Raw genomic sequence first — 16,604 nt, forward strand, 5'->3', positions numbered from 1 at the left:
AATTCTTCGTGTAACTGCTTACACCAGGCACGTACACGCTCTTCGGTTAATTCCGGCTGGCGGTCTTCGTCAATGCCCAGACCAACAAAGTGGTTATCATCAGCCATGCCTTTAGAGGCTTCAAAGTCGTAGCCGTCTGTAGACCACTGACCGACAAGAATTGCACCGCGGGGTTCTACGATATCGCGAACCATGCCCATGGCATCCAGGAAATATTCAGCGTAATCTTCCTGATCGCCGCAACCGAAAATTGCAACCAGCTTGTCATTGAAATCAATTTCTTCCAGTTCAGGGAAGAAGTCATCCCAGTCACATTGTGCTTCACCGTAGTACCAGGTAGGGATCCCGAATATCAGAAGATCAAATTCAGCGATCTGTTCTTTGGTACTCTTGGCAATGTCCTGTACATCAATCAGGTTTTTGCCTAATTCCTTTTGAATCATCTTTGCAACATGTTCGGTATTTCCTGTGTCACTACCGAAAAACAAGCCAACACTTGCCATAATAACCCTCTGTTCGATACATCTTCTGAAATTACACGCCGGTACTTAACCAAATAAGTTCTATCAATCCTTTGGCAATAAAACCCAGCGCTCCCATTCCGAGTACGCCATAGGCAACTACCCGTCCGATAAGCGGTACATCGTTACTTTTGAGAACATCATGTACGGCATAGCCCATCAAGACAAACAGGCCGGTAAGCCCAAGATAAAACATGATGGATTCAATGGTTTCGTAATTTTCAGCAAGCATAGTTTTACTTAGTCCAAAATCGGCGCAAACTATAGCACAGAAATCAGCTGCCTCGCAGTGAAAACCACGTAATTTTTTGCGCTATATCATGCCTGATGCGGGCGAAATATGTGTTTTTCAACCACGCGGTTGAAGGCGTCCGGCTTTTCTGCATGTAACCAGTGTCCGGCTCTTTCAATAACATGGGCGCGGGCAGCAGGAAAATACTGCAATATTTCGCTCTGCATGGACGCCGTGATGTAATCGGAATTACCACCCTTGATGAAAAGTACAGGCTCAGAGAATTGAGCATCGCTGCTTTGCCATCCTTTAATCGCTTCGTAACTGTTTGCCAGACCATTCAGATTAAAGCGCCAGTGCCATTGTTTACCGGTATCCTGATACAAACTTTTTAACAGAAACTGGCGTACTCCGGCTTCCGGAATACCACTTTGTAAACTTTTGTCCGCATCAGAACGGCTGTTGACAGAATTAAGGTCTACCGACTTTAATGCACTGATTATCGCATCATGGCGGGACGGATAACTTACCGGTGCAATATCCGCAACGATGAGATCGTCAAGAAATTGGGGATGGGTGAGTGCGAGGCGCATCGCTACCTTTCCACCCAGCGAATGTCCAAGTATGCCTGTGCGGGCTTTCTTAAACTGATTGATTAATGCGTATAACTGTTCTGCTGCAGCCTCTATGGAAAAATGCTCCAGATGGGCTGATTGACCGTGGTCCGGTAAATCTACACTGAGCACATTCACTTTGGGCGCGAAATGCCGCTTTACGACAGATAAATTGTCAGCTGTTCCGAATAAACCGTGAATAATAACAAGTAAATAATCAGAATCAGCATTTTCTGAAAAAGAATAATGTAACGTGGATTGCATGATTGACCTGAAAAAAAAGGCGACTGATGTCGCCTTTGAATGGAATTTTTTAAATTGCGAAATCTTCCAGCGATTTGCCGCTGTCTAACGCATCTTTGTAGACCCGTGGCATTCTTCCGATACCTGTCCACTGGTGTACTTTACCTTCACCATCTTTTAATTCGTATTTTACCGGACGTTTTTTTCCGGTAGATTTCTTTTCAACAGTCGTCGACTCCAGATCACTGACATCAAGACCGGCTTCTTCAAGTTGCTTTTGGATATCAGCAATTTTCTGCAGCTTTTCCTGTTTAGCTTTTTCTTCTTCGAGATCTTTTTCTTTTCTTTTCTCGATGATGTTGGCTAACTTTTCTTGTACAGATTCTAATTCAGCTGTGCTTAAATCCTTTACGGCACCTTGCAAACGTCTTCCATGCGTCAGTATTTCTAAAAAGTCGTTCATTCATCAACCTTGTGTTAGTTAAAAAACTGTGTATTTAAAAAGGATAGTCAAATTTTAATCTAAAAAAAAGCAGCTTAACACTGCTTTTTCTTAAAATTGTAATAAATAGCTAATTGACAGGATTTGGATCACATATTCGGATAATTCGGTCCGCCTGCACCTTCAGGGACAACCCATTGAATATTCTGTGACGGATCTTTAATGTCGCAGGTTTTACAGTGAATACAATTTTGCGCATTGATTTGAAATCGCAGCGTGTTGTGTTCTTCAATTATTTCGTATACACCGGCCGGACAATAACGCTGTGCGGGCTCATCGTACTTTGACAGATTAACTTTCAGTGGTATCTCAGGGTCTTTTAATTTCAGGTGGCAAGGCTGATTTTCTTCATGATTGGTGTTCGACAAAAAGACAGAAGAGAGTTTATCGAAACTCAAAATACCATCGGGTTTTGGATACACCTTTTTAGTGGCATCTTTCTTATCTTTTAATTGTAAATAATCTTTACGATCGTCTTTAATGGAGAAGGGTAATTTACCATTGAATATTTTTTGGTCAACAGTATTGTAAACGCCGCCCCAAAACGTGCCGAACTGGTGAATAGCTGCGCCAAAATTTTTACTGCTGTTCAGTTCAGAATATAACCAGGATGTTTTAAAAGCCTGATTAAAATTCGTTAATGCAGGATCAGGTGTTTCTGATTTTAATTCATTAATAATGCTGTCTGCCGCTAAAATGCCAGACTTCATCGCTGTGTGATTACCTTTGATTTTAGCGAAATTCAGTGTACCCGCATTACATCCTATGAGAATGCCTCCGGGAAAAGTCATGTCAGGTAATGAATTCAGTCCGCCTTTTGCAATTGCTCTGGCACCGTAGGAGACTCTTTTTCCATTTTCCAGATATTGCCTGAAAACCGGATGATGTTTCATTTGCTGAAATTCATCAAATGGACTTAAGTACGGGTTGTCGTAATTTAAATCGATAATAAGACCGGCAAATACCTGATTGTTTTCTGCATGGTAAAGAAAGCCACCGCCCGTTGAATCTGTCAGCGGCCATCCGGCTGTGTGAACCACCAGACCGGGTTCATGCAGGGCGGGGTCAATATCCCAGATTTCTTTAAATCCGATGGCATAATGTTGAGGGGCGGTATTTTCATCCAGATTAAATTTGGAAATTAGTTGTTTACCCAGATGTCCGCGGCAACCTTCGGCAAATATAGTGTAACGGGCTTTTAAAATCATGCCCGGCATGTAGCCGTCCTTTTGGCTGCCGTCTTCTGCTACGCCCATGTCGCCGGTAATGACACCACCGGCTGAGCCGTCTTCGTTATAAAAAACTTCAGATGCTGCAAATCCGGGAAAAATCTCAACACCAAGGCTCTCCGCCTTTTCAGCCAGCCAGCGGCAAACATTGCCCATACTGACAATATAATTGCCATCGTTGTGCATGGTATCGGGTACCAGAGCCTGAGGAAGTTTACGGGCATGCTGACCGTCAGTCAGGTAATAAATGTCGTCCCTCAGCACAGGGGTATTCAGGGGAGCGCCTTCATTTTTCCAGTCCGGAAACAATTCATCCAGTGAAGTGGTTTCGAATACCGCGCCGGATAAAATATGTGCACCTACTTCAGAACCTTTTTCAACAACACAGACCATCAACTCGAGGGAAGCGGCCTGAGCCTGTTGCATTAGCCTGCATGCCGCTGACAGCCCGGCAGGGCCTGCACCGACAATCACTACATCAAATTCCATCGATTCACGTTCCATGGTTGCCTCCGGTAAGTTTTGTCAATCAGGTTGACGTTTACGTCAACAGTAAGTAAATTGCATGGTAAGTTTACGTTAACGTAAAGATAAAGTCAGGTGTTAATTGTAACATCTTTGTAAACTGAGAAATCTGATGCTTTATTTAACAGGAGCATCGTCTCCGGTTTTTTGTTTTTAACACCGGCAATGAATGTTTAGACGTTAACTGTAATTAATCAAACTCTTATTCCCGGCCAACTGAGGTAAAGAATGAAAGTACTTGTCCCGGTAAAACGCGTTATCGATTACAACGTAAAGGTACGCGTGAAAGCTGATGAGTCAGGTGTGGATCTGACTAATGCAAAAATGGCGTTAAATCCTTTTTGTGAAATTGCAGTAGAAGAGGCGATCCGCCTGAAAGAAAAAGGTATTGCGACAGAAATCGTCGTTGTGTCTGTCGGCGATAAAGCGTGTCAGGAACAAATCCGTACGGCACTGGCACTGGGTGCTGACCGCGGTTTGCACATAGAAGCGGATAGTTCGCCGGACTCTTTGCAGGTAGCAAAGCTGTTAAGTAAAGTCGTTGAGCAGGAGCAACCCGGGCTTGTGATTCTGGGCAAACAGAGTATCGACTCCGATAATAATCAAACCGGACAAATGTTGTCAGCATTGACCGGCATGCCACAGGGTACCTTTGCTTCAGCTGTTGATGTGAAAGACGGCACGGTGGAGGTCACCAGAGAAGTAGACGGCGGTCTGCAAACTGTGTCACTAAGCTTACCTGCTGTAGTAACCACAGACTTACGACTGAATGAACCCCGCTATGCGTCGTTGCCTAACATTATGAAAGCAAAACGTAAGCCTCTTGATGTAAAGGTTGCTGCGGATTTCGGCGTCGATATGACGTCAAAAGTGAAGGTGATCAAAGTGACGGCTCCGGCTCAGCGAAGCGGAGGCGTGAAAGTGGCAGATGTGGCTGAACTTGTCGAAAAACTGAAAAGCGAGGCGAAAGTAATATCATGAGTATTCTTGTAATCGCAGAACATGACAATGACCAGTTGAAACCGGAGACGGCGAAAGTGTTACAGGCGGCGTCAAAGCTGAGCGGAGACATTCACGTACTGGTTGCCGGGGAAGATTGCAACGCCGTGGCAGAGCAGGCCGCAGCGTTAAGCGGTGTGTCGCTGGTCAAATGTGCCGACAGTACCCATTATGCACATCAGATGGCAGAAAGTGTTTCAGCCCTGGTGGTATCTCTGGCCGCGGACTATTCTCATATTCTTACCGCTGCCACAACCACAGGCAAAAATTTTATGCCTCGTGTGGCGGCCTTACTGGATGTCGCGCAAATCTCTGACATAACCGGCATTGAGGCTGATAACCGTTTCATCAGACCGGTCTATGCGGGTAATGCTATTGCCACTGTCGAATCTGAAGAGACAGTACATGTTATTACTGTACGAACGTCCGCCTTTGACAGTGTCTCTGATGGCAATAACGCAACGGTTGAACAGATCGATGCAGAATTTCCGTCGGAAAAATCATCCTTTACCCGTGCACAGCTCACTGAGTCCGAACGCCCTGAGCTGACTGCGGCGAACGTGGTGATCTCCGGTGGACGTGGCATGCAAAACGGTGAAAACTTCAGTTTGCTTGAGGGAATAGCCGATAAACTGGGGGCAGCAATTGGTGCGTCCAGAGCGGCAGTGGATGCGGGATTTGTTCCCAATGATATGCAGGTAGGTCAGACAGGTAAAATTGTTGCCCCTGATTTGTATATAGCAGTAGGGATTTCCGGTGCAATTCAGCATCTTGCCGGCATGAAAGATTCAAAAGTGATTGTCGCGATTAATAAAGACGAAGAAGCTCCGATTTTTCAGGTGGCAGATTATGGTCTGGTGGGTGACTTATTTGATATCCTGCCGGAACTTGAAAAGGCCCTGTAGCTATAAAGCAAAGAAGGCGCTTTACCAGCGCCTTCTTTCAATTTCTATACCCTTACAACCGAGTTATCTTCCAGACTCACCGGCGAGGGCATATAACCGTCAGCTTCCCAGTCATTCTCCCACACATCGTCATTCAATAAATAACGGAACTGGTATTCGGCATCAGCATCCAGCGTTACAGTTTGTGTGAAATCACCATTCTTAAGTTTTTTCATTGGTGTGACATCCGTATCCCAGGCATTAAAGTCGCCCACCAGTTTTGCTGTGGCAGCTTCACCAGCCTCGTTGGCATTTAAACGGAATGTGACCTTACAGGCAGGTTTAGTTTTTAAATACTGTTTTTTAAGACTCATGAGATCCCTCGTGCAAAATGCGTATGATTCATCTCCAAGTTAAGACTAATTTTCAATCAGTTCAAGGGATTTCGTGTTAAAAATCAGCCAGTGAGCTGTTGCTGCTTTAGTAAAAATATAAACAAACAGAAATAAAATTTAACAATCTAAAAGCAGCCAGCATCAGGCAACAGGTTTACACTAAAGATGTAAAAATAATAATACCGTTAAAACGGCGCCCGGAATGCCTGTACCCGTTAATCCATCAGGTTCAGTGTTTCCCGGCAGCTGTTATTACATTGCGCCTTAAAGGAATATTCATGTCTAAAAGTGGTTGGGTCAAAACACTCGGTCCTGTCATCGTCATTGTCATTGCGGTCGTGCTGGCAATCATTCTCATTTCATCGAAAGCACCGCCTGAACAAAAAGTACCAGAATCTAAAGATTTTCTGGTTGAAGCAAGGCTCGCTGAGAAACAACAAACCGCTTTTGTGGTGCATTCTCAGGGGAATGTAGTGCCTAAAAATCAAACCCGTATCAGTGTTCAGGTAAATGGTCAGGTGATGGCAATATCAGAACAGTTTGAAGTAGGGGGCACATTCAGGAAAGGTGATGTACTTGCTGTGCTGGAGCAGCAGGACTATCAGACTGAAGTGAAACTGGCAGAAGCTGAACTGGCGCAGGCACAGGCAACATTACAGGAAGAAATTGCCAGAGGAAAAGTGGCGGAAAAGGAATGGCGTTCTGTGAACTCAGTCGTGCCACCTGAACTGGGATTACGAAAACCACAGCTTGCCCGTGAGCAGGCCAATGTGAAAGCGGCAGAAGCGAAACTGGAAAGAGCTAAGCGCAACCTCGCCAGAACTGAGATCAAAGCCCCTTATAATGGCATTGTGATAAACCGGAATATTGATCTCGGGCAGTACGTTTCAGCGGGCAGTGAAACAGGCACGATCTACTCTACTGATACAGCCGAAATCCGCTTGCCAGTAACTGAATCTGAACTGGCTTATATTGACCTGCAGGGTGATCTGAGAAGTAAAACATCGGTGCGGCTGAAAGCTAAAGTCGCCGGAACACTTCAATACTGGGATGCTGAGCTGGTCAGAACTGAAGGGGTAATGGATGCCGGTAGCCGCGTACTATATGCCGTAGCCAGAGTGGAAGACCCTTACAACCTGAATGGCAAAAGGGATGGAGCCGTTTTGCGGTTTGGTCAGTTTGCAGAAGCTGATATCACCGGCTCGGATCTCGAAGAACTGTATGTGTTACCGCGCAGTGTGTTACGGCTGGATAATACCATTCTTACTGTTTCAAAAGACAATACCTTGCAAATTAACCAGGTAGATGTGGCGCGGGCGACAGCAAAGCAGGTATATGTGCGCTCAGGCTTGCCGGAAAATCCTAAGGTAGTCTTCAGTGTTGTGCCCAACCCCTATGAAGGAATGAAGGTACGCATTTCCGGTGAAGAGTTGATAACGGAAGATGCTACTGGAAATGACAGCGACGAGCTGAAAATCCCGGGAGCAGACAATGAGTAAAATCGATACTCATAAGGGCATTATTGCCTGGTTTGCCCGTAACAGTGTGGCTGCCAACCTGCTGATGATAATTTTGCTTGTTGGCGGTCTGTTCTCTGCATTCTCGATTCAGAAACAGGTATTTCCGGCTTTTGATATTGATGTGATCAATGTGAGGGTGCCTTATCTGGGTGCTGCGCCTCAGGAGGTGGAAGAGGGCGTTATACTGAAAATTGAAGAGGCGGTTAAAGATCTCGACGGTATTAAACAAATTACCTCAACCGCTGTAGAAGGCATGGGCACCGTCAGCATTGAAGTCGATGAAGACTACGATGTGCAGGAAGTACTTGATGAAGTAAAAGTGCAGGTTGATGCCATTCCGACATTTCCCGGTAACACCGAGAAGCCGGTGGTATACCGCCAGAAAATTCAGCAGGATGTTATCTGGATCTCAGTCTATGGCGAAGCGACTGAACGGGAACTGAAAGAATTCGCCAAAAACATGCGGGATGAGATTGCCAATCTGCCCGGAATTTCCAGTGTTTCCGTTGTGGGTGCAAGAGACTACGAAGTCGCCATAGAACTGTCTGAAATGGCGCTGCAGAAATACAACCTGACTTTTTCAGAAGTGGTGGATGTTGTCCGCCAGTCCAGTGTGGATTTGCCCGGCGGTGCGATAAAAACGGAAAACGGCGATATTCTTTTACGTACCAAAGGTCAGGCATACCGGGGAGATGATTTTGCCCGCATTGTACTGCTGACAGACAACAACGGCACCCGCGTTACACTGGGTGATGTGGCGGCCATAAAAGACGGCTTTGTTGAAGATAATCAGTTTTCAGAATTCGACGGTAAACCTGCTGTAAACCTGCGGGTCCGTGCTGTGGGTGATCAGAATGCGCTGGATATTTCTGATCAGGTTAATCAGTACATTGAGAAAAACAAAGAAGACTTCCCGGGAAATATTACTGCCGATACCTGGGGAGACAGCTCATTTTACCTGGCCGATCGCCTGAACATGATGCTTTCAAACATGTTTTTCGGTGCTCTGCTGGTTTTTATTGTTCTGTCTCTGTTCCTGAAAATTAAACTCGCTTTCTGGGTTATCTGGGGGTTACCGGTGTGTTTTCTGGGCACGTTACTGGTAATGCCCATGGAAGCGGTTGATGTGTCTATCAACATGCTAAGCCTGTTTGCCTTTATTCTGGTGCTGGGCATCGTGGTGGATGACGCCATTATTATGGGCGAGTCGGCATACTCTGAAATCGATAAAAAAGGGCACAGTACAGAAAATGTCATTATTGGTGTTAAGAAAGTGGCAATGCCGGCTACCTTTGGTGTGCTGACTACCGTTGCTGCCTTTACACCTATGCTAATGGTTTCAGGGCCCTTCGGCGTGATCTGGAAGACAATCGGCTGGGTTGTAATCATCTGTCTGCTGTTCTCCCTGCTGGAGTCAAAGCTCATTCTGCCTGCCCACCTGGCTCATATGAAATTAAAGCCCTATGACCCGGCAAAAGCCAATCGCTTCCAGCGCTTCCGGGATTTTTTCAGTGAAGGTATCAAAACCTTTATCGATAAGGTGTACGCCCCGTTTTTACGCAAAGCCATTCACATGCGTTATCTGACTTTGTCGATATTTCTGGCCATGATGATCCTGACTATCGGACTGTTTATGGGCGGTATAGTACGCTTCGTATTCTTTCCGAATATTCCCAGTGACTTCATGATGGCATCTTTCGAACTTGAGCCGGGTTCTTCGCTGCAACAGCGGGATCAGACCCTCGCGACAATGCTGGATGCCATGTACCGCATGGATAAAAATGTCACAGATGAAACCGGTGCCGGCATCATTAAACACGCCATTGCTTTTGACAGCGGTACTACGGGCGGTGAAGTCTTCGTGGAAATGACAAAAGGCGAAAGCCGTGAAATGAAAGACTTTGAGATCCACCAGCGCTGGCGGGATGAAATGCCTGAAATTCCCGGCGTAAAATCCTTCAATATCGGCGCGCCTGGGGGAATGGGGAGCGGGGCTGATCTCAGTTTTGAATTCAGTTCATCAGATATTGCCGCTTTGCAATCTGTCAGTGAAGCATTAAAAACCAGATTATCGTCTTTTGACGGGGTGACAGATATCAATGATACGTTTGCCGGTGGCAGCGATGAAATTCAGCTTTCTCTGACCACGCAGGCAGAGGCGCTGGGGATCTCACTTCAGCAGCTCGGCCAACAGGTACGGTATGGTTTCTATGGTGCTGAAGTACAACGGGTGCAGCGTGACGATGAAGAAGTCAAAGTCATGGTGCGATATCCCAAAGAGGAACGCTCATCGGTTTCTCATTTGCAGGAAATGCGGGTAAGGGCGCCTAATGGCGATGATATTCCGTTTGAAGAAGTGGGTGAAATCACATTAGGCAAAGGCTATGACTCTATTATCCGTGTAGACGGCAGCCGTTCGGTGACGGTAACCGCAAAGGTCGACAAGGATATGTTGGATCCCGGTGAAATTACCAAAGAAGTGGTCATGAAAATCGTGCCTGAATTACTCAAACAGTATCCGAAGGTGCACTTTAAACTGCAGGGCAACTCCAAAGAAGAAGCCGATGCAATGATGGGGCTGGTTAAAGGGCTGCTCTTTGCTTTATTCGCCATCTATGCGCTCCTAGCTATTCCGCTTCGCTCATACAGTCAACCGCTGATCATTATGTCTGTGATCCCGTTTGGTGTAGTCGGGGCCATATTTGGCCATCTTGTGCTGGGACTTGCTGTGAGCGTGCTGTCAATTTGCGGCATCATTGCGTTATCCGGTGTGGTGGTAAATGACAGCTTAATCATGGTGGATTTCGTTAACCGTGCCAGACAGGAAGGGCACAAGTTAATTGATGCCGCTATTCTCGCCGGTACTCAACGCTTCAGAGCTATCATTCTGACCTCACTGACAACTTTTATGGGGTTGATGCCCATCGTAGCAGAAAAGAGTTTGCAGGCTCAGATTGTGATACCCATGGCTGTATCACTGGCTTTCGGTATTCTTTTTGCCACGGTGATCACTCTTCTGCTGGTGCCTTGTCTGTACCTGATGATGCACGATGTACGCAAGCTGTTCAGAAGCCGGCGCGATGAGAAAGTCCGGATTTACGGAGAAGCAGAATCTACCACTGATTAATTCAGCTGCCCCGCTTGCGGGGCTTTTTTGACCAATATGCTTGATAAGTGTTCAAATATACAGTACTGTTTATGTGTACAGTATATGGAGGACTTATGAATACAGGTCTCAAAACAGTTGATAATTTAATCCGCACGTTTGGTATACGCACCAGAAATGGCGCTGATAAATCACAATCGCTGGTCACTCTGTCATCTGCTGATGAACGTCTGGCCTCTATGCGCATTCCTTTTTGTATGATGCAGAAAATACTGTCATTACCGCAAAACCGTTCACTGCGTTTTCACCAGTGGTATTTACCCCATAAAGGGGCAAAGCTTGCCTGTTTTCTCATAGACGAAGAAGGTCGTATTGTGGAGCAGGTCTATTTTCAGCGCGATACAAAACACGTGAATGCAGCAAGAAAGCTTCAAAAAATGGTGGAGCAGGCACACCGCAGTCAATATGAAATGACGGCGAAAATGGCCGCTTAGTGTAAGAACAGACTGTTTTAATTATAAATTCAGGTGGAATCCGTGCAAGATGTGCTGACAGTGTCTATAACTTAGTAATTGTGACCCTGCCCGGTCATGTGCTGTCCGTTGTGTATCTCTGCGCCGGATAATGTATATGGTCAGGCAGTCACTGCTAAGATTCTTACACTGGAGGTAATTTTGAATTTACTGGTCGTCGAGCCGGATGATATTCAGGCTGAAATTTATCAGTTGTCTCTTGCTGAAGCTTTTTTTGTCGATGTAGCTGACTCTTTTGAAAATGCCCGCATCATGATGAGAGACAAATATTATCAGCTGGTAGTGTGTGAATGGGAAATTGAGGGAGAGAAGGCATCCTGCCTTACCCACGCCAGTTATAAGCCGGATTATGCGGCGTCACCGGTTATCGTTGTTGTCAGTCATCATGCTGAAGAAGAAACCATGGTTGAGGCATACAACGGCGGGATTTCTTATTATTTCACCAAGCCTTATACCATCGTACCGTTCTATGAAACTTTACTGGCCATTCAGGATCAGATTGAAGCGCTGCAGCAACTTGAACACGATAAAAGGCAATCGGTGATTGCCTCTGAACAGGCAGTAAACAGAGCGGCAATATACCGTTTAGGGTTGGAAACCCTGGGCAAACTGAATGATGCCAAAAGTGTTGCCGATATCGCTCATATTACTCTCACAGCATTAAAAGAGCAGGGGATCCATGCTGCTCTTGAGTTCAGGCATAATAACCGGCCTCTTTATTTTGACGGTAAGTCAGACTCCTGTGATGAAACTACCGTTAAAGTGTTTACAACCCTTCGCAAGCAGGGAGAGTATTTTTCTTTCGGACAACGACTCATGCTGAATGCTGAGCACGTCTCTATGCTGTTGAAACAAACTGATAACCTCACCATTCCGTTGCAATCAGTCCTCACAGATTTAGGCACGAAATTCATGCCCCTGCTAAACATGCGTTATGTCGCATTATTGCAGGAGCAGGCCTTGTATGATGCCGGTAACGATGTCAACAAGTTGGTGAACAAGCTTCACGATGTGCTTATTGACCGCAGGGATCAAAAACATAAATTCTCTTCCAGAGTGCGTAATGTGGTCATGGAGGACAAAAGCACAGGGTCTCTGAAAGACACTGACAAAGAAGCTCTGGTCCGGCTATTACAACAGGCGACAGACAGCACGTTAAATGACGAAGAACTGATTAATGCAGATGCGTTACTTGCAGGCATTGCCGCCAGGATGCATAGCCGGCTGGTGGATTTATCTGTCAGGGAAATTTCCGGAGAGGATGACGATCTGGATGACGAATTAAGAGGGCTGGAATATTTCTGAAACAAAAAAGGTGGCAATCAGCCACCTTTTATCATTTGTCTTACGAAGGTTAAAGCACTGAAACCAGAGCCTTAGCCAGGGCATCAACGTTCTGCTGGTTGATACCGGCAACGTTAACGCGGCTTGAATCCACGAAGTATACGCTGTGTTTTGCACGCACTTCACGAACCTGCTCCGGTGTAATACACAGAAACGAAAACATCCCTTTTTGGGTGTTCAGGAAGCTGAAATCTTTCTGGGCGCCATTCTCTGCCAGTTTGTTAACTAACATTGTACGCAAATCAGACATGCGGTTACGCATTTCATTCACTTCAGTTGTCCATTCGTCCTTCAGCGCGGTGTCAGACAAAATGATATCAACTAATGCGCCGCCCCAGCTTGGTGGCATAGAGTAAATACCACGGGCAACAGACTGAATCTGCCCCTGGGCAATTTTACGGGTAGCACTGTCATTCGTGACAATTGCAGCCAGACCGGTGCGCTCACGGTACAGACCAAAGTTCTTAGAACAGGAAGCCGCAATAATCACTTCAGGCAGGTTTTCAGCCAGTAAACGGATGCCGTAAGCATCTTCTTCCAGACCGTCACCGAAACCCAGATAAGCCACATCGATAAATGGCAGGAAACCTTTTTCCTGAGCCAATTTAAGTACTTCATCCCACTGTGCGTTGGTTAAATCTGCACCGGTAGGGTTGTGACAACAACCGTGCAGCAACACGATGTCGCCTTTACCGGTTTGCTTAAGCGTTTCCATCATCGCATCGAAATTAATGCCCGCAGCAGCTTTATCGAAGTACGGATACGTTTCGATTTGCAGACCGGCAGAACCGATTAACGGGATGTGGTTCGCCCACGTAGGGTCGCTTACCCACACTTTCAGGTTGTCGCCGCAACGTGCAAGTAATTCAGACAAAATACGCAGCGCACCGCAGCCACCCGGCGCCTGAACCGCAGCGACGCGATCCGCCAGCATGACTTTGCTGTTTTCACCCAGCAATAATTTCAGCATGCCATCAATATAACCCTGATGACCCTGCGGGGTGATGTAAGTTTTAGAGGTTTCTCTTTCCAGCAAAATTTGCTGAGCTTTAGCCACCGACGTCATGATCGGCGTATTACCCTGCTCATCTTTATAAACACCAACACCTAAATCAATTTTAGCCGGATTGGTATCTTCCCGAAATGATGCAGACAATCCCAGAATTGGATCCGGAGCCAGTTGTGGTAATACTTCAAACACGATTTTTCCTCACGTTGCGTGATAATTAAGCGAGGTCGGCATTATGCCACTGCTCACGCAAATTACGAGACTTAAAATGCAATTTTCTTCAGGTTAAATTGGAATAAATCATTGCCGGATGCTACGGGTTGTAAAATACATTGTTCATCATGGGGTTTTAAACCTGATCCGAACGAATGATTTGTCACCTCGCCGGCAATTGGGACTGGGCGTAAACGCTGGTTTGCGGTAATATCCGCTTCCACAGGCAAACTCAAATCCGCTTTATTTTAGCGTTACAGACAGCCGGCACTCTCTGTGCGGCCTGATTTTGCTTCCTACATTTTTTATCAAACGTGGAGTTTCAGCGTGAATAACAAGGGATTCACTACCCGTCAGGTACATGCAGACCGCCTTTTGAATCAACCTGAGCACGGTGCTGTGCATACAGGGACGACTAATTCTGTGCTTTATGCCTTTGAGGATGCACAGGGTATTATCGATGTCTTCCAGGGTAAGAAAGCCGGTCATGTGTATTCACGCTCTTCGTCAGGCTCGATTGCCGCGTTGCAGAATATCCTTAACGAACTTGAAGGTGGCGCAGGGGCTTTGTGCTTTGCCACAGGCATGGCTGCAATCAGCAGCACGCTTTTATCACTGCTTAAAGCGGGCGACCATATTATTGTCAGTCAGTATTTATTCGGTAATACCCGTTGCTTCGTGGATACGCTGGCGGATCTGGGTATTCAGGTCAGTTTCGCCGATGTGACATCAATAGAGGATGTACAGGCACTTTATCAGCCGAATACCCGCATTGTGTTTTCTGAAACCGTGGCGAATCCGGCTACTCAAGTCGCAGATGTTCAGGCTATCAGCCAGTTCTGCCGTGAAAAATCATTATTATTTATCATCGACAACACAATGACACCGCCGCCGCTTTTCGATGCTAAAGCTGCCGGTGCTTCGATTGTTATTTCCTCGCTGACCAAATACGTGTCCGGTCACGGCAATGTGCTCGGTGGTGTGATGGTTGATCTTGGTACGTTCGACTGGACAACTTACCCGAATATCAAACCCGGCTACCAGGTCGCTGACAAGGGGCAGTGGGGAATTACTCAGGTCAAGAAGAAGGGGCTACGTGACATGGGGGCAACATTAGCACCGGGTTCTGCCCATGCAATTGCTACCGGTCTTGAAACCCTTTCCCTTCGTATGCAGCGTAATTGTGAGAATGCGATGAAACTGGCTACCTGGCTGGACAGTCATCCGCTGGTAGAAAAGGTGTATTATCCGGGTCTTGCTGAGCACCCTCAGCATTATACTGCCAGAGAAATGCTGTCAGGTGGCTATGGTGCCATTTTGAGTCTTGATCTGGTAGACCGCATCAGTCCACGGGACTTTTTAAATGCTCTGGAGCTGGTCATTTGTGCAACACATCTTGGTGACAACCGCACCCTGGCGCTGCCTGTTGCCTCAACCATTTTCTTTGAAAACGGACTGGAAGAAAGACAGAAAATGGGGATTTCAGAAGGTATGATCAGATTATCAGTAGGTATTGAAGATACTGACGACCTGGTAGCTGATTTTACGCAGGCTTTCGGACAGTTTAACTGACACCGTTTAGAATTTTTGTAAAGACAGGGTTATTTTAGAAGCAATTCTGCAACAACCCTGCTATGATAATTTTCAGCAAGTAAGCGGGCTTTCTTTTCTCGTAGGGTGTTTTGGCGAACTTCGAACCGGGTGATGCTTGAATTTCCGCTACTTGCTCCATTCTCCTCACCTTTATCTCAAATTTTTCCCACTATTTTTCTATCTGAAGTTACAGATTTATCTCACTTTTTTAATATTCAGATAATTTATCAAAAAATAATTTGAACTAAAGACTAATAGTAATGACTAAATCTATGCAGTTAGCAATTAACGGTTTAAGCCAGGACTTGTGCTTAATCGTTACCGCTAAAGTGTGTTCCAAGTTGAGTGTGCTTGATTGCCCCGCCATGTGCGGGGCTTTTTTATGTCTGTTTATGACTGAGAGTGTGGTAGAAAAGCCAGTTACATGGCTGCTTTAATATCTGCGCGCAGGTCTTCATCTGAGGGCTTAACGCGGCTTCCGTAGTGCTTGACGATGTTACCGTCTTTATCCACCAGGTATTTATTGAAGTTCCATGAAGGCTCTTCGCCGGTGGCGCGGGTGAGCATGCGGTACAGAGGGTCCTGATCATCACCGGTAACCACGGTAGGTTCAAACATCGGGAATTTTACGCCGTAGGTCAGCTCACATAATTCCGCCGTTTTACCTTCATCTTTTGCTTCCTGATTAAAGTCGTGGGCAGGAAAACCAAGAATGGTGAAGTTTTGATCTTTGTATTCTTCATACATGGCTTCCAGTCCTTCAAATTGCGGCGTGAATCCGCAATAGCTTGCTGTATTCACGATCAGCAGAGCCTTCCCCTGGTATGCTTCGCACAGGTTCACTGTTTCCTGGGAATTCAGTTTACGTTTAACAAATTTCAGGACAGAAGGGCAGTTTTCAGCAGCGAAAGTAGCACTGCTGAACAGAGTAAGTGTCGCAAGCAAAAGCGTTTTTTTCATAATGGCCTCAAGATGTGGAAGAGTTTGTCTCAACCTTAACAGTAATCTGCGCAGAGAAACAGTTGCGCGGTTGACGACACCGGTCAGTCACCGTTAGGCTGGGATAATCCGACAAGTTAACCCGATGAAAACGGCTGTCGGAATTACCTTGTTGCGTATAATTAACATGCTTATAAATAACA

15 protein-coding genes are annotated in these 16,604 nt (G+C 46.0%); 7 read left to right on the forward strand and 8 right to left on the reverse strand.

Annotated elements, in window-relative coordinates:
- The 5 genes from fldA to AC4PME_RS16840 all read right to left on the reverse strand — a co-directional run.
- The coding region (gene fldA, locus AC4PME_RS16820) for a flavodoxin FldA (protein ID WP_491529664.1) at positions 1-503 on the reverse strand (503 nt) is incomplete at its 3' end.
- Between the two features lie 31 nt (positions 504-534).
- The gene (locus AC4PME_RS16825; protein WP_119501487.1) at positions 535-753 is read right to left on the reverse strand and encodes a DUF2788 domain-containing protein; all 219 of its coding nucleotides are present in this window, start codon (positions 751-753) and stop codon (positions 535-537) included.
- A gap of 86 nt (positions 754-839) precedes the next feature.
- On the reverse strand, positions 840-1,631 hold the full coding sequence (locus AC4PME_RS16830) for an alpha/beta fold hydrolase (protein ID WP_491045420.1): 792 nt from the start codon (positions 1,629-1,631) through the stop codon (positions 840-842).
- 49 nt (positions 1,632-1,680) lie between these two features.
- The gene (locus AC4PME_RS16835) at positions 1,681-2,073 is read right to left on the reverse strand and encodes an H-NS histone family protein (protein ID WP_303574763.1); all 393 of its coding nucleotides are present in this window, start codon (positions 2,071-2,073) and stop codon (positions 1,681-1,683) included.
- A 128-nt stretch (positions 2,074-2,201) separates the two neighbouring features.
- Positions 2,202-3,845, reverse strand: coding sequence for an electron transfer flavoprotein-ubiquinone oxidoreductase (locus AC4PME_RS16840; protein ID WP_491045421.1), 1,644 nt, complete (start codon positions 3,843-3,845; stop codon positions 2,202-2,204).
- Between the two features lie 249 nt (positions 3,846-4,094).
- Between AC4PME_RS16840 and AC4PME_RS16845 the strand changes: the two genes are divergently transcribed.
- Together AC4PME_RS16845 and AC4PME_RS16850 are read left to right on the forward strand one after the other, a co-directional pair.
- Complete coding sequence (locus tag AC4PME_RS16845) at positions 4,095-4,847, forward strand: electron transfer flavoprotein subunit beta/FixA family protein (RefSeq protein WP_119501483.1); 753 nt, start codon at positions 4,095-4,097, stop codon at positions 4,845-4,847.
- A complete protein-coding gene (locus tag AC4PME_RS16850; protein WP_119501482.1) occupies positions 4,844-5,770 on the forward strand; it encodes an electron transfer flavoprotein subunit alpha/FixB family protein in 927 nt (308 codons plus the stop codon). The genes AC4PME_RS16845 and AC4PME_RS16850 overlap by 4 nt, the downstream gene beginning before the upstream one ends.
- A gap of 44 nt (positions 5,771-5,814) precedes the next feature.
- On the opposite strand, the gene AC4PME_RS16855 is transcribed toward AC4PME_RS16850, so the two are convergent.
- Complete coding sequence (locus tag AC4PME_RS16855; protein ID WP_119501481.1) at positions 5,815-6,123, reverse strand: isoamylase early set domain-containing protein; 309 nt, start codon at positions 6,121-6,123, stop codon at positions 5,815-5,817.
- 299 nt (positions 6,124-6,422) lie between these two features.
- Between AC4PME_RS16855 and AC4PME_RS16860 the strand changes: the two genes are divergently transcribed.
- The 4 genes from AC4PME_RS16860 (at position 6,423) to AC4PME_RS16875 (ending at position 12,608) form a co-directional block, all read left to right on the forward strand.
- Positions 6,423-7,643: an efflux RND transporter periplasmic adaptor subunit gene (locus AC4PME_RS16860; protein WP_119501480.1), complete on the forward strand. Its 1,221-nt coding sequence runs from the start codon at positions 6,423-6,425 to the stop codon at positions 7,641-7,643.
- Positions 7,636-10,791, forward strand: a complete 3,156-nt coding sequence (locus AC4PME_RS16865) for an efflux RND transporter permease subunit (RefSeq protein WP_119501479.1) — start codon at positions 7,636-7,638, stop codon at positions 10,789-10,791. The genes AC4PME_RS16860 and AC4PME_RS16865 overlap by 8 nt, the downstream gene beginning before the upstream one ends.
- 95 nt (positions 10,792-10,886) lie before the next feature.
- Positions 10,887-11,264, forward strand: a complete 378-nt coding sequence (locus AC4PME_RS16870; RefSeq protein WP_119501478.1) for a hypothetical protein — start codon at positions 10,887-10,889, stop codon at positions 11,262-11,264.
- Positions 11,265-11,444: 180 nt separating this feature from the next.
- Positions 11,445-12,608: a hypothetical protein gene (locus tag AC4PME_RS16875; protein ID WP_491045422.1), complete on the forward strand. Its 1,164-nt coding sequence runs from the start codon at positions 11,445-11,447 to the stop codon at positions 12,606-12,608.
- 49 nt (positions 12,609-12,657) lie between these two features.
- On the opposite strand, the gene AC4PME_RS16880 is transcribed toward AC4PME_RS16875, so the two are convergent.
- Entirely contained in the window at positions 12,658-13,848 is a 1,191-nt protein-coding gene (locus AC4PME_RS16880) for an amino acid aminotransferase (RefSeq protein ID WP_119501476.1), read from the reverse strand.
- A gap of 348 nt (positions 13,849-14,196) precedes the next feature.
- On the opposite strand from AC4PME_RS16880, the gene AC4PME_RS16885 reads away from it, so the two are divergent.
- The gene (locus tag AC4PME_RS16885; protein ID WP_119503403.1) at positions 14,197-15,441 is read left to right on the forward strand and encodes a cystathionine gamma-synthase family protein; all 1,245 of its coding nucleotides are present in this window, start codon (positions 14,197-14,199) and stop codon (positions 15,439-15,441) included.
- A gap of 441 nt (positions 15,442-15,882) precedes the next feature.
- Here the strand turns inward: AC4PME_RS16885 and AC4PME_RS16890 are convergent, their stop codons facing one another.
- On the reverse strand, positions 15,883-16,422 hold the full coding sequence (locus AC4PME_RS16890) for a glutathione peroxidase (RefSeq protein WP_119501474.1): 540 nt from the start codon (positions 16,420-16,422) through the stop codon (positions 15,883-15,885).
- Positions 16,423-16,604 lie beyond the last annotated feature (182 nt).

The sequence above is a fragment of the Alteromonas sp. genome (assembly GCF_984505615.1).

Coding starts and splice junctions, on each gene's coding strand:
- AC4PME_RS16825 (WP_119501487.1), bottom strand. CDS start 753: ATGCTTGCTGAAAATTACGAAACCATTGAATCCATCATGTTTTATCTT.
- AC4PME_RS16830 (WP_491045420.1), bottom strand. CDS start 1,631: ATGCAATCCACGTTACATTATTCTTTTTCAGAAAATGCTGATTCTGAT.
- AC4PME_RS16835 (WP_303574763.1), bottom strand. CDS start 2,073: ATGAACGACTTTTTAGAAATACTGACGCATGGAAGACGTTTGCAAGGT.
- AC4PME_RS16840 (WP_491045421.1), bottom strand. CDS start 3,845: ATGGAACGTGAATCGATGGAATTTGATGTAGTGATTGTCGGTGCAGGC.
- AC4PME_RS16845 (WP_119501483.1), top strand. CDS start 4,095: ATGAAAGTACTTGTCCCGGTAAAACGCGTTATCGATTACAACGTAAAG.
- AC4PME_RS16850 (WP_119501482.1), top strand. CDS start 4,844: ATGAGTATTCTTGTAATCGCAGAACATGACAATGACCAGTTGAAACCG.
- AC4PME_RS16855 (WP_119501481.1), bottom strand. CDS start 6,123: ATGAGTCTTAAAAAACAGTATTTAAAAACTAAACCTGCCTGTAAGGTC.
- AC4PME_RS16860 (WP_119501480.1), top strand. CDS start 6,423: ATGTCTAAAAGTGGTTGGGTCAAAACACTCGGTCCTGTCATCGTCATT.
- AC4PME_RS16865 (WP_119501479.1), top strand. CDS start 7,636: ATGAGTAAAATCGATACTCATAAGGGCATTATTGCCTGGTTTGCCCGT.
- AC4PME_RS16870 (WP_119501478.1), top strand. CDS start 10,887: ATGAATACAGGTCTCAAAACAGTTGATAATTTAATCCGCACGTTTGGT.
- AC4PME_RS16890 (WP_119501474.1), bottom strand. CDS start 16,422: ATGAAAAAAACGCTTTTGCTTGCGACACTTACTCTGTTCAGCAGTGCT.